Raw genomic sequence first — 24824 nt, forward strand, 5'->3', positions numbered from 1 at the left:
CTTACGCGGCGTGGCGCTTGAGCAGCAGGGTCAAGGCCAGGCCGGTGATGGACAACATCGCCGCACTGAAGAAAATCCACGAGTAGCCCAGGTTCAATGCCACCGCGCCCATCAGCGGTCCCGCAATCGCCAGCGCGAGGTCGAAGAACACCGCATAAGCACTCAGGCCGGCACCCCGACTGGAGTTCGGCACCTGTTTGATCGCCTCCACACCCAGCGCCGGGTACACCAGCGATAAGCCAAACCCGGCCAGGGCTGCGCCGAGCAGGGCAAAACCCGTGGAAGGCGCCAGCCACAGCAGCACCAGGCCCACGGTTTCAATGGTCATGCAGGCAATGGCCGAGGTGAAACCGCCGAAACGGCTGATGCTGGAAATAAACAGCAGGCGCGCCAGGATGAAGCAGATGCCGAACACGGTCAGGCAGTACGCGGCACCGGTCCAGCCACGGCTGACGTAATACAAGGTAATGAAGGTGGTCAGGGTGCCGTAGCCGATCGACGCCAGGCTCAGGCTCGCACCGAATGGCGCAATACGCCCGAACACAGCCCAGAAAGGCAGGCGTTCGCCGCGCACCACCGGCACCGAGGGTTTGTTGCGGATCAGCAGCAGCGCGAGCACGGCCAAGAGCGTCAGCGCGATGCCGAGGCTGGCGAAGCCATATTGCGCCACCATCACCACACCCAGCGGCGCGCCGATGGCGATGGCGCCATAGGAGGCGATGCCGTTCCACGAGATCGAACGCGCCGTGTGCTCGGCGCCGACCTGACCCATGCACCAACTGATGGTGCCGACCCCAATCAGGCCTTGGGCGATCCCCAGCAGCAGGCGGCCGGCGATCAGGATCAGCAGGCTGGTCAGGGGAAAACTCTGCAACAGCGTCGACAACAATGTCAGGACACCACTCAATACAATCCCGCTCAAACCGTAAATAATCGCGCGCTTGGTCCCCACTGTGTCCGACATGCGCCCGGCCATGGGGCGGCTGAGCAAGGTTGCGAGGTATTGTGAACCGATGGTCAGCCCGGCAACCACCGCGCTGAAGCCCAGTTGCTCATGGACATAACCGGGCAACACCGCAATCGGCAGGCCGATGCAAAGGAAGGCGATAAAGGTATAGAAAACGATAGAGACGATCTGCAGGGTGATCGCCATGGAGCTTTGCGGTGGCAGTTGCTGCGCAGACATGAGGGCTCTTTCGCGGGCGGCGGTGGGAGAACTGCATCATGGCGCGGGCGGGAAATAAATGAAAGCAGGCTAACTATATTTCCTGCAATTGATTCCCCTGTGGGAGCGGGCTTGCCCGCGATAGCGGTGGATTTGCCAAATAAATTTCGCCTGACCCACTGCCTTCGCGAGCAAGCCCGCTCCCACAGGGAAAAGCATCCCCCAGGGAGATGCAAAAAGCCCCGTCACATGGACAGGGCTTTCAACTTGCAGCTCGTAGCTTGCAGCTAATCGCTGCTTTTAGAACACCACACCCTGACTACGCAGGTAATCATCATAGGTGCCGCTGAAGTCGGTCACGCCATTCGGGCTCAGCTCGATGATGCGCGTGGCCAGGGACGATACGAACTCACGGTCATGGCTGACGAAGATCAGCGTGCCCGGGTAGTTTTCCAGCGCCAGGTTCAGCGCCTCGATGGATTCCATGTCCAAGTGGTTGGTCGGTTCGTCCATGACCAGCACGTTCGGCTTTTGCAGGATCAGCTTGCCGAACAGCATGCGGCCTTGCTCACCACCGGAAATGACTTTGACCGACTTGAGAATCTCGTCGTTGGAAAACAGCATGCGGCCCAAAGTGCCGCGAATGACCTGCTCGCCCTGGGTCCACTGACCCATCCAGTCGAACAGGCTCATGTCCTCTTCAAAATCGTGGGCGTGGTCCTGGGCGTAGTAACCAAGTTCCGCGCTTTCGGTCCACTTCACGGAACCGGCGTCTGGCGTCAACTCACCCATCAGGGTGCGCAGCAAGGTGGTCTTGCCGATACCGTTCGGGCCGATGATCGCTACGCGCTCGCCTGCTTCAACGGTGAAGCTGAAGTTCTTGAACAGTTCCTTGCCGTCGAAGCCTTTAGCCATGTGCTCGACGATGACCGCCTGGCGGTGCAGTTTCTTGGTTTGTTCAAAGCGGATGAACGGGCTGACGCGGCTGGAAGGCTTGACCTCGGCCAACTGGATCTTGTCGATCTGCTTGGCGCGAGAAGTGGCCTGTTTGGCTTTCGAGGCGTTGGCCGAGAAGCGACTGACGAACGATTGCAGCTCGGAAATCTGCGCTTTCTTCTTGGCGTTGTCCGACAGCAATTGCTCGCGGGACTGGGTCGCCACGGTCATGTACTCGTCGTAGTTGCCCGGGAACAGACGCAGCTCGCCGTAATCCAGGTCGGCCATGTGCGTGCAGACGCTGTTCAGGAAGTGACGGTCGTGAGAGATGATGATCATCAGGCTGGAGCGCTGGGTCAGCACGTTTTCCAGCCAGCGGATGGTGTTGATGTCCAGGTGGTTGGTCGGTTCGTCGAGCAACAGCACTTCCGGATCGGAAAACAGTGCCTGAGCCAGCAACACGCGCAGTTTCCAGCCCGGCGAGACTTCGCTCATCGGACCGAAGTGCTGTTCGATGCCAATGCCCAGGCCCAGCAACAGCTCGCCCGCACGGGATTCGGCGGTGTAGCCGTCCATTTCAGCGAACTCGGTCTCCAGCTCGGCCACGGCCATGCCGTCTTCTTCGCTCATTTCCGGCAGCGAGTAGATGCGGTCGCGCTCGGCCTTGACCTTCCACAGCTCTTCGTGACCCATGATCACGGTGTCGATCACGCTGAATTGCTCGTAGGCGAATTGATCCTGGCGCAATTTACCCAAGCGCACATTCGGCTCGAGCATGACCTGGCCTGCGGACGGGTCGAGGTCACCGCCGAGGATTTTCATGAAGGTCGACTTGCCGCAGCCATTCGCACCGATCAGGCCATAGCGGTTGCCCGCGCCGAACTTGACCGAAACGTTTTCGAAAAGCGGCTTGGCGCCGAACTGCATGGTGATATTAGCTGTAGAAATCAAGGTTTTTCCTGCGAAGCATTCAGTGGCCAGGGGTGCGGCGATACCGCGCTTGGCCCGAGTCGAAGTGCGCTGAAGCCGGGGTCAATTCCCGTCATCAACCAAAGAGGGCGCAAAGTTTGGCGGCGATTGTACTGGTCTGGCGCTCTGAACGATAGGGCGTTCGGGCCAAGAGTCGGGCTGGCAGTACTAATAGCGAGAATTTCGCATTTGTAGGTTAACTATTGGTTACAAATAGTGGCTAAAATGCGGCATCGACTGGCGCCCTCAGGCGCAGAGGCAGTCTGTTCACTTTTGATGTGTGACGATTCCGTGAAACTTATCATTGCCGCTGTTTATGTTGTCTCGATTGCCTACGTCCACCTGCGTGGGCGCGTGCGCCACAAGCTCGGACGCCAATTGAGTGATCACTCGTCTTTCCTGGCGCCGATCAATTGCTTCCTTTATCTGTTCTCGAAAAAACCCAACAAACCTTTCCTCGATCCAGCCGAGTTCCCGGACCTGAGCCCGTTGCAGGCCCACTGGGAGGAAATTCGCGCTGAAGGTCAAAACCTGTTGCGCGCGGGCGAGATCAAGCGGTCCGACCAGTACGACGACGTGGGCTTCAACTCGTTCTTCAAGACCGGCTGGAAACGCTTCTACCTCAAGTGGTACGGCGATAGTCATCCGTCGGCGATGAAACTCTGCCCGCGCACCACTGAACTGGTTCAGGGAATCGGCTCGATCAAGGCGGCGATGTTCGCCGAGTTGCCGCCGGGCTCCAAGCTGGTGCGCCACCGCGACCCCTACGCCGGTTCCTACCGTTATCACCTGGGCCTGGAGACACCGAACGATGCCGGCTGCTACATCAGCGTCGATGGCGAGAGCTATCACTGGCGTGATGGCGAAGCGGTGATGTTCGACGAGACCTACATTCACTACGCAGAAAACACCACTGACCAGAACCGTATCATCCTGTTCTGCGACATCGAGCGACCAATGAAATACCGCTGGGCGACAGCGTTCAATGCCTGGTTCAGTCGAAATGTGATGTCGGCGGCGGGTGCGCCCAATGATGTGGGTGATCGCACCGGTGCGCTCAATCGGTTATTTGCGCGGATCTACAAGGTGCGGCTGCGGGGCAAGGCGCTCAAGAAGCGTAATCGCAAGCTGTATTACCTGGAGAAGTGGGCGATTTTTGCGGGGTTGTTGGCGGTGTTTGTTCTGATCTGAGTTTTAGGGTGTCGCTGATGACGCCTTCGCGGGCAAGCCCGCTCCTACAGGAGCGGGCTTGCCGCGAAGAGGTCCTGAAGCTCACTGCTTACTGGCCTTCTTGGCGGCCGGCTTCGCTTTCGCCGCCGGTTTGGCCGCCTTGCCCCCCAAACTACGCTTGAGCAACTCGGTCAAGTCGATCACATCCGCCGTCTTGCGCTCTTCCTCGCCGGTCGCAGTCTCGACGTCCTCGATCTTGCCTTCATGGGCCTTTTTCTCCACCAGCGCCATGATCTTGTCCTGGAAACTGTCGCGGTAATCTTCGGGGCTCCAGTCACCGCTCATGTCCTGTACCAAACGCTTGGCCATGTCCAACTCACCCTTGGCCAGCGTGGGCTTGGTCACGTCACTGCCCAATTCGAGCGTATCGAGGCTGCGCACCTCTTCGGGCCAGCGCAGCATCACCAGCACCATGGCCGACTCGATGGGCATCAGCGCCGCCAGGTGCTGGCGGGTATGCAGTACCACGTGGGCGAGGGCGACTTTTTTGGTTTTGCTCAGGGTTTCGCGTAGCAGGGCGTAGACTTTGCCGCCGCGTTTGTCAGGGGCGAGGTAGTAGGGCGTATCAATGTTCTGCAATGGAATCTGGTCGCTGTCGACGAAGGAAAAGATGTCGATGGTCTGCGTCGACATCGGGTGTGCCGATTTGATTTCTTCCTCGCTGAGCACCACGTAGCGACCCTTTTCGTATTGCACACCCTTGACGATGTGCTCCTTGGTCACTTCCTTGCCGGTCGTCTTGTTGACGCGCTTGTAGCCCACCGGGTCCATGCTGCGGCTGTCGAGCCAGTCGAAATCCACGCCCTGGGAAGACGTCGCCGAGACCAGCGCCACCGGGATGTGGACCAGCCCGAAACTGATTGCGCCTTTCCAGATTGCCCGTGCCATGGTCGTCTCCTCGCGTCTGATGATCAGGTGACCCGTACCGCTGCGCAAAAGTTTCAGTGACGTGCAGGCCGGTGCGGCCGGGGTCTCAACTTCGTGTTACATCTTGTTCGGGAGGTTTTGGTTAACAAATGCGAACCCTGGGCGTAGCGTGCTATCGAAGGCTTTATCACGTAGAGAGGCAGCTCATGAACCGGATAGTGCTTGGCCTGTTCGCGATGGCATTGAGTGGTGCGCTGAGCAACGTTGCCCAGGCCCAAAGCCCCACGGGTGCCACCAGCAATCCTTACAACAGCCCGATTCGCCGGGCCAACCCCAACAGCATGCAAGGCACGCAACCGAGCGCGCCGACGATTCGTGGGCCCAACACCGTGCCGGTGCCGCGACCACCGACGCTGGACAATGGCGGCATCGGCAACCGCTACCCCCAGGATCGCACCGCGCCCGCCAGCCCGCCCAAGTTCATACCCAACCCGCCGTCTCGCGATGCGAACACCCGTTAACCACAAAAGGAATCGTGCATGTTGCGTAAAACCTTCCTGGCAACCTTCTGTGCCAGCGCCTTGCTCGGCGCGGCTTTACCCGCGTTTGCAGCGACGTCTCAGGAACTGAAAAGCGAGCAGGGCACCCTTGAGGTCACGCCGATCGCCAAGGGCCTGGATCACCCCTGGGCCCTGGCGTTCCTGCCGGACCAGAACGGCATGCTGGTGACGGAGAAGCCCGGCAACCTGCGAGTGGTGAGCGCCGATGGCAAGCTCTCGGCGCCCATCAGCGGCGTGCCGGACGTCTGGTCCCGCAGCCAGGGCGGTTTGCTCGATGTGGTGCTCTCGCCCGACTTCAAGCAGGACCGCACGGTGTACCTGTCCTACGCCGAAGGCGGGGGTGAGGGCGGCACGGCCGGGACCGCCGTCGGGCGCGGACAGTTGTCGGAAGATTTGAAGACGTTGAACAACTTCAAGGTGATCTTTCGCCAGGAGCCCAAGCTGTCCACCGGTAACCACTTTGGCTCGCGCCTGGTCTTCGACCGCGACGGCTATCTGTTCATCGCCCTGGGTGAAAACAACGACCGGCCTACCGCCCAGGACCTCGACAAGCTGCAGGGCAAGATCGTGCGCATCTATCCGGACGGCAGGGTGCCGGACGACAACCCCTTTGTCGGGCAGTCCGGTGTGCGCCCGGAAATCTGGTCCTATGGCCAGCGCAACCCGCAAGGCATGGCGCTCAACCCCTGGACGGGCGTGCTCTGGGAAAACGAACACGGCCCCAAGGGCGGTGATGAGCTCAATATCATCGAGCGCGGCAAGAACTACGGTTGGCCGCTGGCGACCCATGGCATCAACTATTCCGGGCTGGCGATCCCCGAAGCCAAGGGCAAGAAGGCCGAAGGCACCCTCGCGCCACACCACGTCTGGGAGAAATCCCCGGGCCTGAGCGGCATGGCCTTCTACGACGCCGACCGTTTCAAGCCCTGGCAGCACAACGTGTTCATCGGCGCACTGGCGACCCAGGAGCTGATTCGGTTGCAGTTCGAAGGCGATCGGGTGGTGCACGAAGAGCGTTTGATGGGCGAACTGAACCAGCGCATTCGCGACGTGCGCCAGGGGCCGGATGGTTACCTGTATGTACTGACGGATGACAGCGACGGGGTGTTGTACCGCGTGGGCCTGAAATGATAGGCCCCCTGTAGGAGCGAGCTTGCTCGCGATGGCGGTGTGTCAGGCATCCGCTATCGCGAGCAAGCTCGCTCCTACAGGGGTGGGTTGACACCAACGGATGTATCCAGCTAGTTTCACCCCATGACTTCCACCGTACTGCGCTGCCAGCCAAGCATTATTACCGCCATTCCTCATTTGGCGGGCTAGCTCACGACTGCAGCACCCAACCCGCCCTAGAGGCGGGTTTTCATTTTCTGTCTCCGGGGTTTTGAACATGTCAGGAGACGACCATGCACACCACGCCTGCCCAGCAAACCCTGCTTGAGCACTATGTAAAAAAGATCCTCGCCGCGCCGGTGTACGAGTTGGCGATGCGTACGCCGTTGCAGGACGCACCGGCGTTGTCCCAAGCGCTGGGCAATCGGATTTTGCTCAAGCGCGAAGACTTGCAACCGACGTTTTCCTTCAAGATCCGTGGTGCCTACAACAAGCTGGTGCAACTGAGCGATGAGCAAAAGGCCCGAGGTGTGATCACCGCATCGGCCGGCAATCATGCCCAGGGTGTGGCGCTGGCGGCGCGGGAGTTGGGGATCGATGCAACCATCGTCATGCCGTGTGCCACCCCGGAACTGAAGGTGCTCGGCGTACGCAGTCGCGGGGCCGAGGCGGTGTTGCACGGGGAGAGTTTTCCGTTTTCCCTGGCCCACGCGCTGGAGTTGGCGGAGCGCACGGGACGAACCTTCGTCTCGCCGTTCGATGACCCGGACGTGATTGCCGGCCAGGGAACCGTGGCCATGGAGATCCTGCGCCAGCACCAGGGGGACCTGGACGCGATCTTCGTTCCGGTGGGCGGTGGCGGCTTGATCGCGGGTATCGCGGCGTACGTCAAATACTTGAGGCCGCAGGTGCGCATCATCGGCGTGGAATCGGAGCATTCGGCGTGCCTGCAAGCCGCGATGGAGGCGGGTGAGCGGACGGTGTTGCCCAATGTCGGCACTTTCGCCGACGGGGTGGCCGTGGCACAGATCGGTGCCTATGGCTTTGAGGTTTGCCAGTTCTGCGTCGATGAAGTGTTGACCGTCAGCAACGACGAACTGTGCGCGGCCATCAAGAACATCTACGACGACACCCGCTCGATCACCGAGCCCTCCGGCGCGCTGGCCGTGGCCGGGATCAAGAAATACGTGGCCCGCCGTGGTGTCAAGGGAGAGACCCTGATCGCCATCGACTCAGGCGCCAACATCAACTTCGACAGCTTGCGACATGTGGCGGAGCGCGCGGCGATGGAGGTCTGACTTCCTCTCCTATCCGAGCACCTGTGGGAACGAGCCTGCTCGCTCCCACATGACGCTCTCCAGGGTTGCAATTTGCACGCGTGAAATCCGGCATTCCGGCAAATTGCATGATGGCCTTTAAGTTCAGGCCTTCTAACCCATTGATTTGTTGCTGAGCCATACAGGGGAGTCCAGGGCATGTTTCATGCAATAGCTGTATGGAAAAACCGGCCAGACTTTATAGAGCCGGTCTTAACCCTATCTGGCTTTTGCACACTCAGGAGAGAGTCGCCATGTTTCTGTCTGCCTTGGAACTTCGCAACATCATTGAAAGCAGCTTTCTTCCCAAACGCTGCCAATGCACGCTGTCCCCCAACATGCTGATGTCGGTAAAAGTTTTTGCCGACGGGCAAACCGATCAGGTGGACCTGTATGTGAGCGGCATTGACGCCTCTTCTCTCAACAGTTGCCGGGAAATCAATAACCTGATTGCCGGCCTGCGTTCAGGCATCTTGCAGCCAATGGATACCCAGCCGCCGCTGTCGAAATACCAATCTGTATAACCTGCGTTCAATCCTTCCCGGGTCTGGCCATGCGACCAGACCCGTCGTCGTTTTCTCGCCGATCAGTTGCCTTGTTCCGTACACGCTTGCGAGAGCTTGCGGTACGTGATCTCTGCGGGTTTGCCCGCCGCATCGATGTACTTCATGTCCGCCGTGACGACCTTGCATTCCAGAGTGTCCGGCTCGCTGAGCGACACCACTTTCGCCACATGCAGCGGCATGTCGTATTCGTAGGGCACCGCTTGCGCAGTCGTGCTGTCATTTGCCTGTGCCAGGCCGGTGAACGCCGAGCAGGCGAGGGTGAGGGTAACCAGCAGGGTGGTGCTGTTCATGAGGGATCTCCCGTGCAGTCGCAAGTCAACTCGACAAGGGCGTCGAGGCTGCCGCACTGGGCGTCAGAGGAACCTGAGGGCGTGCGGTCCAGTGAAGTGTTGGACCGCAGCGTTAAGCGATGGTTAAACCGGCTGAATGCCGCCTGTCGTGTAAGAGGGTTTTGTCAGGCTTTTCGCTGCGCCAGGATTCCTGGAAAACCGAAGCCGGGTCCTACAAAGGTGGATGCCTTGTCTGCTTCCGCAGGCTGGGCAGGGACGGCTACTGTTTGGACTCGCTGCAAAATCAGCGAACAGGTTTGGTCACCTGATAGCTCCCTCACATGTGGCATCATTGCGTGCGGATTGTTCGTCTGTGTCGTTATGGCGGCTGTGTGTCGGACGCCTTAGGGCGAGCCGAGTTGAGGGCGTTATCGGTTGACCAAACCAGCACACAGTCCGCCTCCCTCCGTTTGGTCACGGTACCGGAGGTCCACGCTAGACAACTTGAGTAACTCCCTAATGACAACAATAAATGCTCTATGCGACCGCTACCGCGCCATCAAAAGCGCCGTCACCGAAACCTCGCCCCTGGTGATCGACACCCAGGCCGATCCACAAGACATCCTAGAAGCCGCCCTGCAACGTATCCGTGCGTCCAGCGACCTGCTGGAAACCCTGCACATCCACTCGTTCAGAAACGGTGACGGCCAGGACATTCCGCACCTCACCCATGCCCTGTACCTGCTGACCCAGGATGGCTGCGACCTGTTGCGGGTGGCGCAACAGCGCTTGTTGCGCTGGAAGCCTGCCGCCTGAACTTCACCCGAGTTCCACGGCGCAGGAAGCTCCGAGCGCCGTGGTCCGACTAAAGTCGCCTACACCCCGTAACAGCCAACTGCCATCATTGCACCTCACCCCGCGTGTCTTTTTCTCCTGGTCAGTTCCTGTCCGGGATGAAGCTATTTATTGGCCTGCGCCTTGCGCAAACGCTGCACAGTTGGAGCTTTTTCATGCGTCCCCCTTTTCAAATGATTACCGCGCGCCAGGCATTTGGCTTCGGCGCCCTGGCCCTGTGCGCGAGTTTTACCGGCCAGGTGCGCGCCAGCGGTTTCATCGACGACACCACGGCGAAAATCGAATCGCGCACGGTGTATTTCAATCGTGATTTTCGGGATGGGCACACGTCCACGGAGCAGGGCGCGTCCAAGCGCGAAGAGTCGGCACAGGGTTTCATTTTCAACCTGCAATCGGGTTACACCGAAGGCACGGTGGGCGTTGGTATCGATGCGCTGGGCATGCTGGGCATCAAGCTCGATTCCAGCGCTGACAGCAGCAACAGTGGCTTGCTGCCGTCCACCGGGCACAACCCACGTGGGTCCGAAGACCAGTACGCCAAGCTCGGTCTGACCGCCAAGGTGCGGGTGTCCCAGAGCGTGTTGAAGTACGGCGCGCTGTTGCCGGATGTGCCGCTGCTCAAGTACAACGACGGCCGCCTGCTGCCGACGATGTTCAACGGTGCGCAACTGACCTCCAGGGAGATCAAGGACCTGACGTTCATGGCGGCGCGCCTGGACAAGTACACCGCCCGGGATTCCACCGATGCCCAGGACATCCGCGTGCACTGCAAGAACAAGCGCTACGCGTGCAACGTTACTGCCGATCATTTCGATATGTATGGTTTTGACTACAAGATCAATGACCAACTGACGGCCCAGTATCACTACGCGGAACTGGAAGACATCTACCGCCAGCATTTTGTGGGTGTGGTGGCCAGTCAGCCGTTGGGTGAGGGCGTGCTCAAGGCTGATGTGCGCCTGCTCAAGAGTGCCGACAGCGGCGCCGAGCGCGCGGGTTCCATCGACAACCGAGCCTTGAGCGGCATGCTGGCCTACGCCATCAGTGGGCACACCTTCAGCGCCGGTTGGCAGCGCATGAACGGCGACAATTCGATGCCGTACCTGGATGGCACCAACCCATACCTGGTCAACTATGTGCAGGTCAACGACTTCGCCGCCGCCCAGGAGCGTTCGTGGCAGCTGCGTTATGACTATGACTTCAAGGCCATTGGCCTCAATGGCTTGAGCTTCCTGACCCGATATGTAAACGGTGATCACATCAAGGTGCTGGGCAGCGACCAGGAAGGCAAAGAATGGGAACGCGACAGCGAGCTGAAATACGTGGTGCAGAGTGGCACATTCAAGGATGTGAGCCTGCGGTTGCGTAATGCGACCTATCGCACCAACTACGAGAAGTTTGCCCGGGATGTGGATGAGACCCGGTTGATCATCAGCTACAACTTTTCGGTTTTGTAGGGCTGAAAGGCCGCCGCACCCTGTAGGAGCGAGCACGTCGAACCGTCGCGATGGTCGTTAACGATGACGTGGGCTGTCTGAATGCCCGCGGTGTCTGGGCCACCATCGCGAGCATGCTCGCTCCTACAGTGGTGGGGTGTTGGAATGCAGATGTGTGCATGGCACCAAAAACCTGTAGGAGCGAGCTTGCTCGCGATGAGGCCGGCACATCCAACATTTTTGGTGCCTGACACGCCGCCATCGCGGGCAAGCCCGCTCCTACAGTAGTCGTTGTTGGAATGCAGATATGTGCATGGCACCAAAACCCTGTGGGAGCGAGCTTGCTCGCGATGGTCGTTAACGATGACGTGGGCTGTCTGAATGCCCGCGGTGTCTGGGCCACCATCGCGGGCAAGCCCGCTCCTACAGTAGTCGTTGTTGGAATGCAGATGTGTGCATGGCACCAAAACCCTGTAGGAGCGAGCATGCTCGCGATGGTCGTTAACGATGACGTGGGCTGTCTGAATGCCCGCGGTGTCTGGGCCACCATCGCGAGCATGCTCGCTCCTACAGTAGTCGTTGTTGGAATGCAGATGTGTTCATGGCACCAAAACCCTGTAGGAGCGAGCATGCTCGCGATGGTCGTTAACGATGACGTGGGCTGTCTGAATGCCCGCGGTGTCTGGGCCACCATCGCGAGCATGCTCGCTCCTACAGTAGTCGTTGTTGGAATGCAGATATGTGCATGGCACCAAAAACCTGTAGGAGCGAGCTTGCTCGCGATGGTCGTTAACGATGACGTGGGCTGTCTGAATGCCCGCGGTGTCTGGGCCACCATCGCGGGCAAGCCCGCTCCTACAGTAGTCGTTGTTGGAATGCAGATATGTGCATGGCACCAAAAACCTGTAGGAGCGAGCATGCTCGCGATGGTCGTTAACGATGACGTGGGCTGTCTGAATGCCCGCGGTGTCTGGGCCACCATCGCGAGCATGCTCGCTCCTACAGTAGTCGTTGTTGGAATGCAGATGTGTGCATGGCACCAAAAACCTGTAGGAGCGAGCTTGCTCGCGATGGTCGTTAACGATGACGTGGGCTGTCTGAATGCCCGCGGTGTCTGGGCCACCATCGCGAGCATGCTCGCTCCTACAGTAGTCGTTGTTGGAATGCAGATATGTGCATGGCACCAAAAAACTGTAGGAGCGAGCTTGCTCGCGATGAGGCCTGCACATTCAACATTTTTGGTGCCTGACACGCCACCATCGCGGGCAAGCCCGCTCCTACAGTAGTCGTTGTTGGAATGCAGATGTGTGCATGGCACCAAAACCCTGTAGGAGCGAGCATGCTCGCGATGGTCGTTAACGATGACGTGGGCTGTCTGAATGCCCGCGGTGTCTGGGCCACCATCGCGAGCATGCTCGCTCCTACAGTAGTCGTTGTTGGAATGCAGATGGGTGCATGGCACCAAACCCTGTGGGGCGGTGGCGGGGCACGGATGTGTGCATGACACTAGAGCCTGTAGGAACGATCATTGCCCCAACTGCCGCCGATACGGCAAGTCCGGCCCGGTCCTGCTGCAGGTCAGCGCTGCGGCCTGCACGGCAAACTTGAGCATCGCGTCGATCTGCTCACGCGTCAGTTGCTGTACACCTTGCACCGAATCCAAACGCTGTTCGGTCAGCCATGTGATCAATGCCGCATGGAAGGTGTCGCCTGCGCCCACGGTGTCAGCGATTTTCACGGGGGTGGCCGGCACGGACCATGCGCCGTGCTGGCGACTGAACACCGTCGCCCCCTGACCGCCGCGTGTCAGGAACACCACCTGGCAACGATGCTGCAACCAGCCCTCGATCACCTGTGTCGGGTCCTGTTCGGGGTAAAGCAGGTGCAAATCCTCATCGCTGACTTTGATCAAATCCGCCAGTTGCACCAGCGTCGCCACCCGTGAGCGCCACAGTTCGATATCCGGCTGCGGATTGAGCCGCACGTTCGGGTCGAGGCTGATCAGGCGTTTGCCGCGTTCGCGTTGCACCAGCGCCAACAGGGTGTCGGCAATCGGCTGTACGACCAACGAGTAAGAGCCGACGTGCAAGCCGCGCACTTCAGGGCCGAGGTCCGGCAGGTGTTCGACCTGCAACTGCCGGTCCGCACAGCCTTCGCCACGGAAGCTGTATTGTGGCGAGCCATTGGCGCCGACGGCCACCATGGCCAGGGTGGTCGGCGCGGCGAACTCCAGCAGGTAATCGGTGCGCACGCCTTCGGTCTGCAACACCTTGAACAGCCGTCGGCCGAGGTAGTCCGTGGACAGCCCGGCGAACAATGCCGAGTCCACGCCCAGCCGGCGCAAGCCAACCGCGACGTTGAAGGGCGAACCGCCAGCAATGGCCTTGAAATTTACGTTGGACGCCAGGCCACTGGCGTCCTCTTCACTGAAGAAATCAAACAGCGCTTCGCCACACACCAGATACATGGTTGTTCACTCTTCAAAGGGTTGCGACATGCTGTCGATAGCGTTCATAGGCCTGCTGGCTGGCCGCGACGTTGGCGGCAATCGGCAAGGTTTCGCTGGCCGGGTCGAGTGTCACGCAACGCTCGCACAGTTGCGCCAGGCTGTCTTCCCGACCGTTTGCCCGCGACGTGCACCACGCGGCCTGGATGGCCGCGCCCAGGGCAGCAGCTTCGCCGTGGACGGTGCCGATCACGGGTGTGTTCATGATGTCGGCGACGATCTGCCGCCACACCGGGCTTTTCGAGCCGCCGCCAATCAAGCGGATGCTGTGGCTTTGCAAGCCATTGTCACGCAAAAGGTCCAACCCGTAACGCAAACCGAAGGTGGTGCCTTCGACCACCGCGCGGCACAGGTTGGCCCGGGTCAGGTTGGTCATGGTCAAGCCTTGAAGGCTGCCGGTGGCGTGGGGCAGGGCGGGCACGCGTTCGCCGTTGAGGAACGGCAGCATGCTCACGCCCTCGGCGCCGATGGGCGCTTGCGCCACCAGGGCGTTGAACTGGGCGATGTCGAGGTCGAGCAGTTCGCGAATCGTCCCAGTGGCGTTGGTCAGGTTCATGGTGCAGATCAACGGCAGCCAGCCGCCGCTGGACGAGCAGAACGTCGCCACGGCGGCGTCCGGGCTGACCTGCGGCTGATCCGCGTAGGCGTAAACGGTGCCGGACGAACCCAGGCTCATGGTGATGATGCCCGGTTGGATGTTACCCGTGCCGATGGCGCCCATCATATTGTCGCCGCCACCGCTGGACACCACTGCCCACGGGTTGAGGCCGAGCTGTTCGGCGATCTCCGGCAGCAGCGGGCCGACCGGTTGGTGGGCTTCGATCAGCTCGGGCAGCGCCGCCTCCAGGCGTCCGTCCGGGTCGATGTCGCGCAACAGCTCAACGTCCCATTGGCGGGTGCGCACGTTGAAATAACCGGTGCCCGAGGCATCGCCATATTCGGCGCAACTGCGCCCGGTGAGCCAAAAATTGAGGTAGTCGTGGGGCAGCAGGATGTGGGCGATGCGCGCGAACACGTCGGGATGGTGCTGCTTGGTCCATAGCAACTTGGACACCGTGTAGCCCGGCGCGATGACCACGCCCAATCGCTCCAGCGAGCCTTGCTCGCCGCCCAGGTAGGCCAGCAGGCGGTCGTTCTCCGGGGTGGTCTCGGTGTCGCACCACAGCTTGGCCGGGCGCAGGACCTGACCCTGGTCGTCGAGCAGTACCAGGCCGTGTTGCTGGCCGGACACGCCAACGCCCTGGATGGTCCTGCCGTCGACATTGGCGGCGGCCAGCGCCTGGCGGGTGGCTGACTTGAAGGCGTCGATCCACTGCGCGGTGTCCTGCTCGCGGCGGCCGTTGGCAGCGGTGATCAAGGTGTGCGGGGCAGCGCCTTCACCCAGGACCTGGCCACTGGCGGCGTCGAGGATGATGGCCTTGGTGCCCTGGGTGCCGCAGTCGATGCCGAGGTAGAGGTGTTGGGTGGGCATGGGTGGGTCCTGTCAAGGTTCAAGTTATGGGATGTCTCTACTAGCGCTATCGCGAGCAAGCTCGCTCCTACAGCGATGACGGCGGCACAGTCACCGCCGCATTCAAGCCAATACCCGCTCCAGCGTCGCCGAAACCCCCACCTCCCGCAAACTGTTGCAGCACCACTCGAACGCCGCCACAAACTCTGCCGAACGCGGGATCGCGGTGCCAAAAATTTCTTCGACCGCCAGCAACCGCTGGGTCATCAACGTATCATCAGCCACCAGCGCCTGACAAAACGCCGCCCGTGGGTCCGGGATCGTGTAGGTCGCGCCATGCTCATCGACCCCTTTCAGATACAACGCCCAAGCCGCCACCACCAGCGCCGCGCGTTGGGTCTCCCGGCCATCGGCTATCAATCGATTGATGGTCGGCACGGTGAACTTGGGAAACTTCGACGAGCCGTCCGAGCATACCCGCTCCAACTGATCGGCAATCGCCTGATTGGAAAAGCGCTCGACCAGCGTGTTCTTGTAATCCTCCAGGTCGATGCCCGGCACTGGCGACAGTTGTGGGGTGACGTCCAGGTCCATGTATGCGCGCATGTAGCGCACGAAGAGCGGGTCGTTCATGGTCTCGTGAACGAAGCGGTAACCCTTCAGGAAGCCCAGGTAGGTCAGTGCCAGATGGCTGCCGTTGAGCAGCTTGATCTTCATTTCTTCGTAGGGCGTTACATCATCGGTGAACTGCACGCCGACCTGTTCCCAGGCGGGGCGTCCGTTGACGAACTTGTCTTCCAGCACCCACTGCACGAAGGGTTCGCAGACCACCGGCCAGGCATCGTCAACGCCGTGTTTGTCAGCCAGTTGCAGGCGGTGGGCGGTGCTGGTCATCGGTGTGATGCGGTCGACCATGGCGTTGGGGAAGCTCACGTGCTCGGCAATCCAGTCGCGCAGATCGGCATCGCTCAATGCTGCAAAGGCGAGCAGCGCCTTACGGGTAACGGCGCCGTTGTGCGGCAGGTTATCGCAGGACATCAGGGTGAACGCCGGGATGCCGTTGGCGCGGCGTTTGGCCAGGGCGGCGCAGAGGAAGCCGAACACGGTGGTCGGCGCGTTCGGGTGCGCCAGGTCGTGCTGGATCTGCGGCAGGTGAGCCATGAATTCGCCGTTGCTGTCGTCGATGCAGTAGCCGCCTTCGGTGATGGTCAGCGAGACGATGCGGATCTCGGGGCTGGCCAGTTTGTCGATCAGCGCCTGCGCGCCGTCTTCAGCCAGCAGCATGTTGCGGATCGCGCCGATCACCCGAACTTCGGTGTCGTCGCTGTCGCCGAGCTCAAACAGGGTGAACAGGTAATCCTGTTCCTTGAGGTCATCGCGGGCGCGGCGGTCTTCGGTACGCAGGCCGACGCCGCAGATCGCCCAGTCCAGGTCAACGCCTGTGTTCATCAAGGCGTCGGTGTAATAGGCCTGATGGGCACGATGGAAACCGCCGACGCCGATGTGGGCGATGCCTTGGCGAACGTCGCTCAGGCTGTACGCCGGCAGGGCCACTTCAGGTGCGAGGTTGTGCAGGTTTTGGGTATTGAGTTTCATCGCAAATTCTCGGGAATCAGGCGGCGACGCGCAGTGGACGGGCCAGCGCCACGCCGTTGGCATCGAATAAATGGCAGTGCTCGGCGTCCAGGTGCAGGCGCAGGGTTTCGCCGTAGCGGCTGGCCAGGTCGCCGCGTACGCGCAGGGTCAACGCTTCACCGGACGCGGTGCGCACGTGGCAGAAGGTGTCGCTGCCCAGGCGTTCGCTGACGTCGGCGGTGACGTGCAGGGTGCAATCGCCAGGTTTGGCCAGTTCCAGGTGCTCCGGGCGAATGCCCAGGGTCACCTCGTCGCCAATGCTCAGATGGGCGCCGCTCAACGGCAGGCTGACGTGGGTGCCGGCGGCCAGTGCAACTTCGCAACCCTGGCTGTCGATGCGCGTGACCTTGCCCTTGAGGAACCCCATTTTCGGCGTGCCCAGAAAACCTGCGACGAACAGGTTGGCCGGGTGGTGATAGAGGTCCAGTGGCGAACCCACCTGCTCGATCCTGCCACCGTTGAGCACCACGACCTTGTCGGCCATGGTCATGGCTTCCACCTGGTCATGGGTCACGTAGATCATGGTGGCTTGCAGGTCCTTGTGCAGGCGCAGCAGCTGGAGGCGCATCTGCACGCGCAGGGCGGCGTCGAGGTTGGACAGCGGTTCGTCGAACAGGAAGATCTTCGGGTTGCGCACGATGGCCCGGCCGATCGCCACGCGCTGGCGCTGACCGCCCGACAGTTGCTTGGGCTTGCGCTCCAGCATCGGCCCCAGTTCGAGGATGCGCGCTGCTTCGGCGACTTTCTTCTCGACTTCGGCCTTGGGCACGCCGGCCAGGTCCAGGGCGAACGACATGTTTTTGCGCACGCTCATGTGCGGGTACAGGGCGTAGGTCTGGAACACCATGGCCAGGTCGCGCTTGGCCGGGCTGACTTCGGTGATGTCGCGGCCATCGAGTTCGATGGTGCCGCCGCTGACCTCTTCCAGGCCGGCGATCAGGCGCAGCAGGGTGGACTTGCCACAGCCCGAAGGGCCGACGAAGACCACGAACTCCTTGTCGTTCACCTCAAGGTCAATGCCCTTGATGATGGAAAAGCCTTCGAAACCTTTTTGCAGGTTTTTGATTTTCAGGTTGGCCATGGGGTTGGGCCTCCTCATGCATTATGACTTTTCTGTAGGAGCGAGCATGCTCGCGATGGACTTCAGGGCACCGTGGGGTGTCAGGCTGCCAGCGTCATTGTTGGCGACCATCGCGAGCGTGCTCGCTCCTACAGGGGATGGGGTTGATTCACTTGACGGCACCAAAGGAAAGCCCCCGCACCAATTGCTTCTGGCTGATCCAGCCAAAAATCAGGATCGGCGCGCAAGCCAGGGTCGAGACGGCGGACAACTTGGCCCAGAACAAACCCTCCGGGCTTGAGTAGGAGGCGATCAGGGCGGTCAGGGGGGCGGCTTTCGACGAAGTCAGGTTCAGCGACCAGAAGGCCTCGTTCCAGCACAGGATCAGCGACAGCAGCACGGTGGAGGCCAGGCCGCCCTTGGCGATCGGCAGCAGCACCCGCAGCATTTCCTGAGCCAGGGTGGCGCCGTCCAGGCGAGCGGCTTCGAGGATGTCCTTGGGGATGTCCTTGAAGTAGGTGTACACCATCCAGACCACGATCGGCAGGTTGATCAGCGTGTAGATGATGATCAGCGCGATGCGCGTATCCAGCAGGCCAAAACTCTTGGCCAGCAGGTAAATGGGCATCAGTACGCCCACCGGCGGCAGCATCTTGGTGGAGAGCATCCACAGCAGCGTGCCTTTGGTGCGCTGGGTTTCGTAGAACGCCATGGAGTAGGCCGCCGGCACCGCGATCAGCAGGCACAGGGCGGTGGCGCTGAAGGAAATCACCACCGAGTTCCAGGCGAAGCTGAAGTAATCGCTGCGTTCGTTGATGTGCAGGTAGTTCTCCAGCGTCGGCGTGAAGATGAATTGCGGCGGCGTGGCGAACGCGTCGATTTCGGTCTTGAAGCTGGTCAGCACCATCCAGAAGATCGGGAAGAAAATCAGGATCGCGATGGCCCAGGCCAGGGTGCCCAGCAGCAGACTTTGCAGGCGACGGGATTGTTGAAGGGTCATGGCGCGGGCCTCAGGCTTTGTCTGTCAGGTTTTTGCCGATCATGCGCACCAGCACGATGGCCGCGATGTTGGCGATGACCACGGCGATCAGGCCGCCAGCCGACGCCATGCCGACGTCGAACTGCACCAGCGCCTGGTTGTAGATCAGGTAGGCGAGGTTGGTCGAGGCATAGCCGGGACCGCCGTTGGTGGTGGTGAAGATCTCGGCGAACACCGACAGCAGGAAGATGGTCTCGATCATCACCACCACCGCAATCGGACGCGCCAGGTGCGGCAGGGTCAGGTGCCAGAAAATCGCGATGGGCCCGGCACCGTCCAGGCGTGCGGCTTCTTTCTGTTCCTGGTCGAGGGACTGCATGGCGGTCATCAGGATCAGGATCGCGAACGGTAGCCATTGCCACGAGACAATGATGATGATCGACAGCAGCGGGTAGTGCGCCAGCCAGTCCACCGGCTGGGCGCCGAACAGCTTCCAGACGTAGGCGAGGATCCCCGACACCGGGTGGAAAATCAGGTTTTTCCAGATCAGGGCGCCGACGGTGGGCATGATGAAAAACGGCGAGATCAGCATCACCCGCACAATGCCTCGCCCGAGGAAATCGGTGGCTTCGAGCAGGGCGCTGATCAGTACCCCCAGCACCACGCTGATCAGCAGCACGCTGCCCACCAGCAACAGGGTGTTGGTGGCGCCGGGCATGAACCCCGAGTCGGTGAGGAAGTAGGTGAAGTTCTCGATGCCCACGAACTCGTTTTCGCCGGGGTAGAGCAGGTTGTAGCGGATCATCGAGAAATACACGGTCATGCCCAGCGGCACGATCATCCACAGCAGCAACAACGCCACCGAGGGGCTGACCAGAAACCAGCCGGGGTTGGCCAGCCGGTTTTTGCGCACCGGCTGGGGGATGTCCATTTGGGCTTTGGCGGTTGAGGTGTTCATGGTGTTAGCACCTAGTCATACAGACCTGAGGAGATCTAACTGTGGGAGCGGGCTTGCCCGCGATGGCGGTGTGTCAGAGACATCTTTGTTGGCTGACACACCCTCATCGCGGGCAAGCCCGCTCCCACAGGGTGGGTAGAGGTGTGGCGGCTACTTGGGATAACCCGCGCGCTTCATCTCGCGCTCGGTGGTTTGCTGGGCCGCGGCCAAGGCCTGGTCGACCGTGCTCTGGCCGATCAACGCTGCCGAGAACAGCTTGCCCACCTGGGTGCCCACTGCCTGGAACTCGGGGATGGTCACCAACTGGATGCCGATGTAAGGCACCGGGCGTGCACCGGGTTGGGCAGGGTCTGCGGCCTTGAGCGATTCCAGCGTAACCTTGGCGAACGGCGCTGCGTTCATGTAGTCGTCGCTGTAGGTCGAGGCGCGGGTGCCCGGTGGGACGTTGGCGATGCCGTCGGTTTTCGCCACCAGCGCGCCGTACTCTTTGGAGGTCGCCCAGGCGCTGAAGGTTTTGGCGGCGTCCTTGGCCTTGGAGCTGGTAGGGATTGCCAGGGCCCAGGAGTACAACCACGCCGAGCCTTTATCAGTGGTTTCGTGCGGCGCGTAGGTGAAACCGACGTGGTCGCTGACCTTGCTCTGGGTCTTGTCGGTGACGAACGAGCCGGCGACGCTGGCGTCGACCCAGATCGCGCACTTGCCGCTGTTGAACAACGCGAGGTTTTCGTTGAAGCCGTTGCTCGACGCACCCGGCGGGCCGGATTTTTTCATGGTGTCGACGTAGAAGTTCAGCGCGTTCTTCCACTCGGGACCGTTGAATTCCGGCTGCCATTTTTCATCGAACCAGCGTGCGCCATAAGCATTGGCGACTGTGGTGATCAGCGCCATGTTCTCGCCCCAGCCGGCCTTGCCGCGCAGGCAGATGCCGTACTGTTCCTTGTCCTTGTGGGTGAGTTTGCCGGCGAATTCGGCGATCTGGGTCCAGGTCGGCCGCTCGGGCATGGTGAGGCCGGCGTCCTTGAACAGATCGGTGCGGTAATAGGTGATCGAGCTCTCGGCGTAGAAAGGCAGTGCATACAGCGAACCCTTCACTGAAAGGCCTTCGCGCACGGAAGGGAACACGTCGTCCAGGTCGTAGGAAGCGGGCAGATCCTTCATCGGTTCCAACCAACCCTTGGCGCCCCACAGTGCCGCTTCGTACATGCCGATGGTCAACACGTCGAACTGACCGCCCTGGGTGGCGATGTCGGTGGTCAGGCGCTGGCGCAGGACGTTTTCTTCCAGCACCACCCAATTGAGCTTGATGTCCGGGTGCTCGGCCTCGAAGGTCTTCGAGAGCTTTTGCATGCGGATCATGTCGCTGTTGTTGACGGTGGCGATGGTCAGCGTCTGGGCGCCGAGGCTGACGCTGCTGAGGGTCATGCAGGTGAGGGCGAGCAGAGCTTTTACAGAAGGTTGCATCGTGCACTCCTTTTCTGCACCCGGCGGGTCGCAGAAGGACAGTTATTGTTTTTGTGTCTTCCATCGATGGAAGAGGTGCGCTGATTACAGCCTTCAACGGGCGATGAGACAAATCGTTCATCGCACGTTGACTGATACTTTTTTGCACTGGATAGCTGGCCACTGTAGGAGCGGGCTTGCCCGCGATGGCGGGATATCAGATACCCCCCATGCTGGCTGACACACCGCCATCGCGGGCAAGCCCGCTCCCACAGAGAACCTTGAGTCAGCCCAGATTCTGCTCGGTCAGGCGCTGCACCACCAACCGCCGATAGTGCGATGGGGTCATGCCCTTGAGCTGCTGGAAGCGCCGATTGAAGTTGGAAATGTTGTTGAACCCCGACTCAAAGCACACATCCGTCACTGGCTTATCACCATCGGCCAGCAACTCGCAGGACTTGCTGATGCGCAGCCGATTGACGAATTCGATGAAATTGCGGCCGGTGGCTTGTTTGAACACGCGGCTGAAGTAGGTCGGCTTCATGCCCAGGTGCTCGGCGACTTCCTCCAACGGGAGCTCGCGGGCGTAGTGGGCGAAGATGTAGTCCACCGCGCGGTTGGTGCGGTCGACGTTGTGTTCGTCCGCCAGTTGCGGCGTGGTCGCTCCGGACAGTAACTGGTAATCGTCGCAGCTGGCGAGCAGCTCCAGCAGGATGAAAAAATGCCCCAGGCGGGTCACGCCCTGAGTATCGGCAATGCGCTGCATCAAGGTCATGGCCTGGCGGATGGTGTGCTTGGCGCGAAACTCGATGCCGTACTGCGCGCGCTCCAGCAACGGTGCCAGGGTCTTGAGTTCGGCAAACACCTGGTGGCCGCTCTCGAACAGTTCGTCGGTGAAGTTGACCAGCATGTCGCGCTTGGGCACCACCTCATCTTCGGCCACCTGGCTGATCCAGTTATGAGGCAGGTTGGGGCCGGTGAGAAACAGCGTTTGAGGATGGAAGTTGCCGATGTAGTCGCCAATGAACACCTTGCCGGAGCTGGCAACGATCAGGTGCAGTTCGTACTCCTTGTGGAAATGCCAGCGCACCAGCGGGCAGGGGAAGCCATGCTGGCGATAAATGATGGACAAACCGTTGTGGTCATCCATCAGTTCGTAGGAAGGGTCGGTCACTCGGGCGGTTCGGGTCATGTCGAGGCGCTTTTTTTATTTTCGCGTACCGATCATGCCTCTTTCGTGCCGCTTAATGCCAGCCTGGTTCAGCTGTCTTGCCGGGCGACGGCCTTCATGCTGCTGGCGCTCCAGCAGTATTGGACGATCTTCGATTCGTCGAAAAAGTCGACATTGATCAGGCTGCAACGGGTCACCCAGTCGCCAGCGGTACTAAACCAGTCGTTGATTTCATCCTTCAGCGGCAGAGGCCCGCGCAGCAGTGAATAGCCGGTGGCCGAGAGCGACCACAGGAAGGTTTCATTCGACAGGTTTTGCAGGGTCGTGCCGATGTGGCGCCTGAGTTCATCGGTACTGGTGAATAAGCTGTCCAACCATTTATGCGGGATTCGCGGCCAGAAATGCGAGCCGTTGACACCGGGTAATGGTGGCGCCGACATGACGATCCGTCGAAGCGAACTGTCGGCCTTGAGCTGCCCAATGGTTTTCCAGGCGTCCATGGCGAGCACGCAACGCGAGCCGAGCCGACTCATCAGTGTTTCGCCAAGTTTGCGCGAGTCGAACGGTTGGTCGTCGCCCAGTTCGTGGAAGTCCAGGACGATGAACTCATGCTCATGGCGATCGATGAATGCCAGAACGGCATCGATCAGTTCGTCCAGCCGCCGATGGGATTCAAAACCGCGGTGATGAAAGTAAAAGACCGGTTGACTGTCGTCCTCCCGGTAGCCCAGGCGCAAATCGAATGCGCGGATGCCGTTCGCCAGTTGGAAGGCGAACGAATCGTTCTGGCACGTGGTCCAGGTGCCGACGATCACATCGTAGTTGGGGGCCTTCTTGTCCATGCCGGCATTGTGGGCACAGGGCCAGACGATGTCGGTGAGTTTGAGGGTATCGACCTCGAGGATGGTGCTCATCCAGGTGCGTTTGTTCATCAGCGTACATTCCTTGTGGCTGAATGGGGTTTATCTGTGAGTGTCAGGTATAAGGACAGAAAAACAGAAAACCAATCCCGACCTTGCTACTGAACGTTGCGGTTCTTCGCCTCGATCCACTGCGCCATGTACTGGGTGCTCTTGTGCTGGTGATGACGCAGCATGCTGCCGGTGAAATTGTCCCGGCGAATGTCTGCCAGGTGTTGCCGGCACTCGGACAGCCTTTGGATCAAGGCCGGACCGTGGACGGACTGCCGGTAACGCTCGGTCAACAGTGACAATCCCTGTGCCTGGGCCCTCTGCCAAAGGGCCTGGTCGGTGTACAACTTCACGGCCTGATCGGCGAACTCGCGGGCCGTTCGGGTAATCGCCCCGGGCCAGTCGGCCTCGCCGTGCATGCCTTCGGCGCCGATCGGCGTGGTGACGTTAGGCGTGCCGCAGAGCATCGCGTCGAGGTTCTTGCCCTTGATGCCCGCACCAAAGCGCAGCGGGGCCAGCAACACCCGCGCGGCGCTCATCACCTGCAAGGCATCTTCGGCCCAGTTCATCACGTGGAAACCCTGGGCCGCGTTATGCAGCGCGGTGGCCTTGGGTGGCGTGTAGGCGCCATAAATATGCAGTTGCGCCGTGGGCAACTGCTGGCGGATCAGCGGCCAAACGGTGTTTTTCAGCCACAGCACCGCATCCCAGTTGGGCGCATGGCGAAAGTTGCCGATGCTCAGGAAGTTCGCCCGCGCTTCAAATGGGGCTGGCGCGGCGCTCGGTGGTTCGACCATCAACGGGCACCCGTGCAGGAGGCTGCGCGGCACCTTGAACTGCTCGACCAACAGCTCGATTTCCACTTCGGAGATCATCAGGTTCAAGTCGCAACGGTACAGCGCCGCTATTTCCCGCTTGGCCAGGTCCGTATCGGCCATCAGTTCGAATTCTTCGCGCAACGCCGGGGCAAACAAGGCGCTGAAGTCGTTGTCATCATCACTGGCCTTCAGACGGTCCTTGAGCCGTTGATGCCGGGCGTGGCGAAGGCTTTGCAGGTCCTGGGTGGCCAATACGCGCAGCGCCTCGGGGCAGTGTTTTTCCACGCGCCAGCCGAACTGCTCTTCCATCATGAATTGCTCGAACAGCACGATGTCCGGCGCCAGGTCGCTGACGAAGGCATCAAAACTGCTGTTGTTCAATTCGATCGGCACTTCGCGGATGCCCAGCACGGTCAGGTCTTCCTGATGCTCGCCCGCGCCTGCGGGGCTGCTGAACGTCACGTCCCAGCCTTGTTGCAGGAACGTCCCGAGCAGTTGCATGACATAGCCGCCCGCCGCCGAAGACTTGGGTTCGGGCCAGACATAGCCAATGACCAGGATTCTGGTGGCGCGGGGCTGATTCATGCGGGAAATTCCTAGAAGCGCGGGAGGGGGGA

At 60.6% G+C, this 24824-nt stretch carries 21 protein-coding genes and 1 pseudogene; 8 read left to right on the plus strand and 14 right to left on the minus strand.

Annotated elements, in window-relative coordinates; all coding sequences use genetic code 11:
* Nucleotide 1 precedes the first annotated feature (1 nt).
* On the minus strand, nucleotides 2-1186 hold the full coding sequence (locus AB4O36_RS08590; protein ID WP_460141474.1) for an MFS transporter: 1185 nt from the start codon (nucleotides 1184-1186) through the stop codon (nucleotides 2-4).
* A gap of 279 nt (nucleotides 1187-1465) precedes the next feature.
* Nucleotides 1466-3052, minus strand: a complete 1587-nt coding sequence (locus tag AB4O36_RS08595; protein WP_460123591.1) for an ABC-F family ATPase — start codon at nucleotides 3050-3052, stop codon at nucleotides 1466-1468.
* Between the two features lie 309 nt (nucleotides 3053-3361).
* On the opposite strand from AB4O36_RS08595, the gene lpxO reads away from it, so the two are divergent.
* The gene (gene lpxO / locus AB4O36_RS08600; RefSeq protein ID WP_460141475.1) at nucleotides 3362-4261 is read left to right on the plus strand and encodes a lipid A hydroxylase LpxO; all 900 of its coding nucleotides are present in this window, start codon (nucleotides 3362-3364) and stop codon (nucleotides 4259-4261) included.
* Nucleotides 4262-4342: 81 nt separating this feature from the next.
* Here lpxO and ku read toward each other — a convergent pair whose 3' ends face one another.
* Nucleotides 4343-5188 (minus strand): non-homologous end joining protein Ku, encoded by an 846-nt coding sequence (gene ku / locus AB4O36_RS08605; RefSeq protein ID WP_460141476.1) that lies wholly within the window; start codon nucleotides 5186-5188, stop codon nucleotides 4343-4345.
* Nucleotides 5189-5373: 185 nt separating this feature from the next.
* Here ku and AB4O36_RS08610 point away from each other — a divergent pair, with 185 nt between their 5' ends.
* From AB4O36_RS08610 to AB4O36_RS08625, 4 genes and pseudogenes are all read left to right on the plus strand, one after another.
* Nucleotides 5374-5688, plus strand: coding sequence for a hypothetical protein (locus AB4O36_RS08610; protein WP_460123600.1), 315 nt, complete (start codon nucleotides 5374-5376; stop codon nucleotides 5686-5688).
* An 18-nt stretch (nucleotides 5689-5706) separates the two neighbouring features.
* Complete coding sequence (locus AB4O36_RS08615; RefSeq protein WP_460141477.1) at nucleotides 5707-6858, plus strand: PQQ-dependent sugar dehydrogenase; 1152 nt, start codon at nucleotides 5707-5709, stop codon at nucleotides 6856-6858.
* A 272-nt stretch (nucleotides 6859-7130) separates the two neighbouring features.
* Nucleotides 7131-8126, plus strand: a pseudogene (gene ilvA / locus AB4O36_RS08620) (threonine ammonia-lyase, biosynthetic); the annotation flags it as partial.
* Nucleotides 8127-8407: 281 nt separating this feature from the next.
* Nucleotides 8408-8677 carry a DUF1652 domain-containing protein gene (locus AB4O36_RS08625; protein WP_460123606.1) on the plus strand — a complete coding sequence of 90 codons (270 nt, stop codon included), beginning with the start codon at nucleotides 8408-8410 and terminating at the stop codon, nucleotides 8675-8677.
* A 62-nt stretch (nucleotides 8678-8739) separates the two neighbouring features.
* Here the strand turns inward: AB4O36_RS08625 and AB4O36_RS08630 are convergent, their stop codons facing one another.
* Nucleotides 8740-9009, minus strand: coding sequence for a DUF2790 domain-containing protein (locus AB4O36_RS08630; protein WP_460141478.1), 270 nt, complete (start codon nucleotides 9007-9009; stop codon nucleotides 8740-8742).
* Nucleotides 9010-9507: 498 nt separating this feature from the next.
* On the opposite strand from AB4O36_RS08630, the gene AB4O36_RS08635 reads away from it, so the two are divergent.
* From AB4O36_RS08635 to AB4O36_RS08645, 3 genes are all read left to right on the plus strand, one after another.
* Complete coding sequence (locus AB4O36_RS08635; protein WP_460141479.1) at nucleotides 9508-9804, plus strand: hypothetical protein; 297 nt, start codon at nucleotides 9508-9510, stop codon at nucleotides 9802-9804.
* A 194-nt stretch (nucleotides 9805-9998) separates the two neighbouring features.
* Nucleotides 9999-11300 carry an OprD family porin gene (locus tag AB4O36_RS08640; RefSeq protein ID WP_460141480.1) on the plus strand — a complete coding sequence of 434 codons (1302 nt, stop codon included), beginning with the start codon at nucleotides 9999-10001 and terminating at the stop codon, nucleotides 11298-11300.
* A 464-nt stretch (nucleotides 11301-11764) separates the two neighbouring features.
* A complete protein-coding gene (locus AB4O36_RS08645; protein WP_460141481.1) occupies nucleotides 11765-12565 on the plus strand; it encodes a hypothetical protein in 801 nt (266 codons plus the stop codon).
* A 239-nt stretch (nucleotides 12566-12804) separates the two neighbouring features.
* Here the strand turns inward: AB4O36_RS08645 and AB4O36_RS08650 are convergent, their stop codons facing one another.
* The 10 genes from AB4O36_RS08650 to AB4O36_RS08695 all read right to left on the minus strand — a co-directional run bounded on the left by AB4O36_RS08650 (nucleotide 12805) and on the right by AB4O36_RS08695 (nucleotide 24792).
* Nucleotides 12805-13746 (minus strand): carbohydrate kinase family protein, encoded by a 942-nt coding sequence (locus AB4O36_RS08650; RefSeq protein WP_460141482.1) that lies wholly within the window; start codon nucleotides 13744-13746, stop codon nucleotides 12805-12807.
* Nucleotides 13747-13759: 13 nt separating this feature from the next.
* Nucleotides 13760-15256 carry a xylulokinase gene (xylB, locus tag AB4O36_RS08655; protein ID WP_460141483.1) on the minus strand — a complete coding sequence of 499 codons (1497 nt, stop codon included), beginning with the start codon at nucleotides 15254-15256 and terminating at the stop codon, nucleotides 13760-13762.
* A gap of 102 nt (nucleotides 15257-15358) precedes the next feature.
* Nucleotides 15359-16831 (minus strand): mannitol dehydrogenase family protein, encoded by a 1473-nt coding sequence (locus AB4O36_RS08660; RefSeq protein ID WP_460141484.1) that lies wholly within the window; start codon nucleotides 16829-16831, stop codon nucleotides 15359-15361.
* A gap of 16 nt (nucleotides 16832-16847) precedes the next feature.
* A complete protein-coding gene (locus tag AB4O36_RS08665; protein WP_460141485.1) occupies nucleotides 16848-17951 on the minus strand; it encodes an ABC transporter ATP-binding protein in 1104 nt (367 codons plus the stop codon).
* A 148-nt stretch (nucleotides 17952-18099) separates the two neighbouring features.
* Nucleotides 18100-18930, minus strand: a complete 831-nt coding sequence (locus AB4O36_RS08670; RefSeq protein ID WP_460123632.1) for a carbohydrate ABC transporter permease — start codon at nucleotides 18928-18930, stop codon at nucleotides 18100-18102.
* Between the two features lie 10 nt (nucleotides 18931-18940).
* Nucleotides 18941-19867 carry a carbohydrate ABC transporter permease gene (locus AB4O36_RS08675; protein WP_460123635.1) on the minus strand — a complete coding sequence of 309 codons (927 nt, stop codon included), beginning with the start codon at nucleotides 19865-19867 and terminating at the stop codon, nucleotides 18941-18943.
* A gap of 150 nt (nucleotides 19868-20017) precedes the next feature.
* A complete protein-coding gene (locus tag AB4O36_RS08680) occupies nucleotides 20018-21328 on the minus strand; it encodes an ABC transporter substrate-binding protein (protein ID WP_460123638.1) in 1311 nt (436 codons plus the stop codon).
* A gap of 265 nt (nucleotides 21329-21593) precedes the next feature.
* Nucleotides 21594-22499 (minus strand): helix-turn-helix domain-containing protein, encoded by a 906-nt coding sequence (locus AB4O36_RS08685; protein WP_460123641.1) that lies wholly within the window; start codon nucleotides 22497-22499, stop codon nucleotides 21594-21596.
* Nucleotides 22500-22567: 68 nt separating this feature from the next.
* Nucleotides 22568-23410, minus strand: coding sequence for a phospholipase (locus AB4O36_RS08690; protein ID WP_460141486.1), 843 nt, complete (start codon nucleotides 23408-23410; stop codon nucleotides 22568-22570).
* Between the two features lie 86 nt (nucleotides 23411-23496).
* Nucleotides 23497-24792: a glycosyltransferase gene (locus AB4O36_RS08695; RefSeq protein ID WP_460123647.1), complete on the minus strand. Its 1296-nt coding sequence runs from the start codon at nucleotides 24790-24792 to the stop codon at nucleotides 23497-23499.
* Nucleotides 24793-24824: the final 32 nt, after the last annotated feature.

This window comes from Pseudomonas sp. S2_E01 (genome assembly GCF_054668365.1).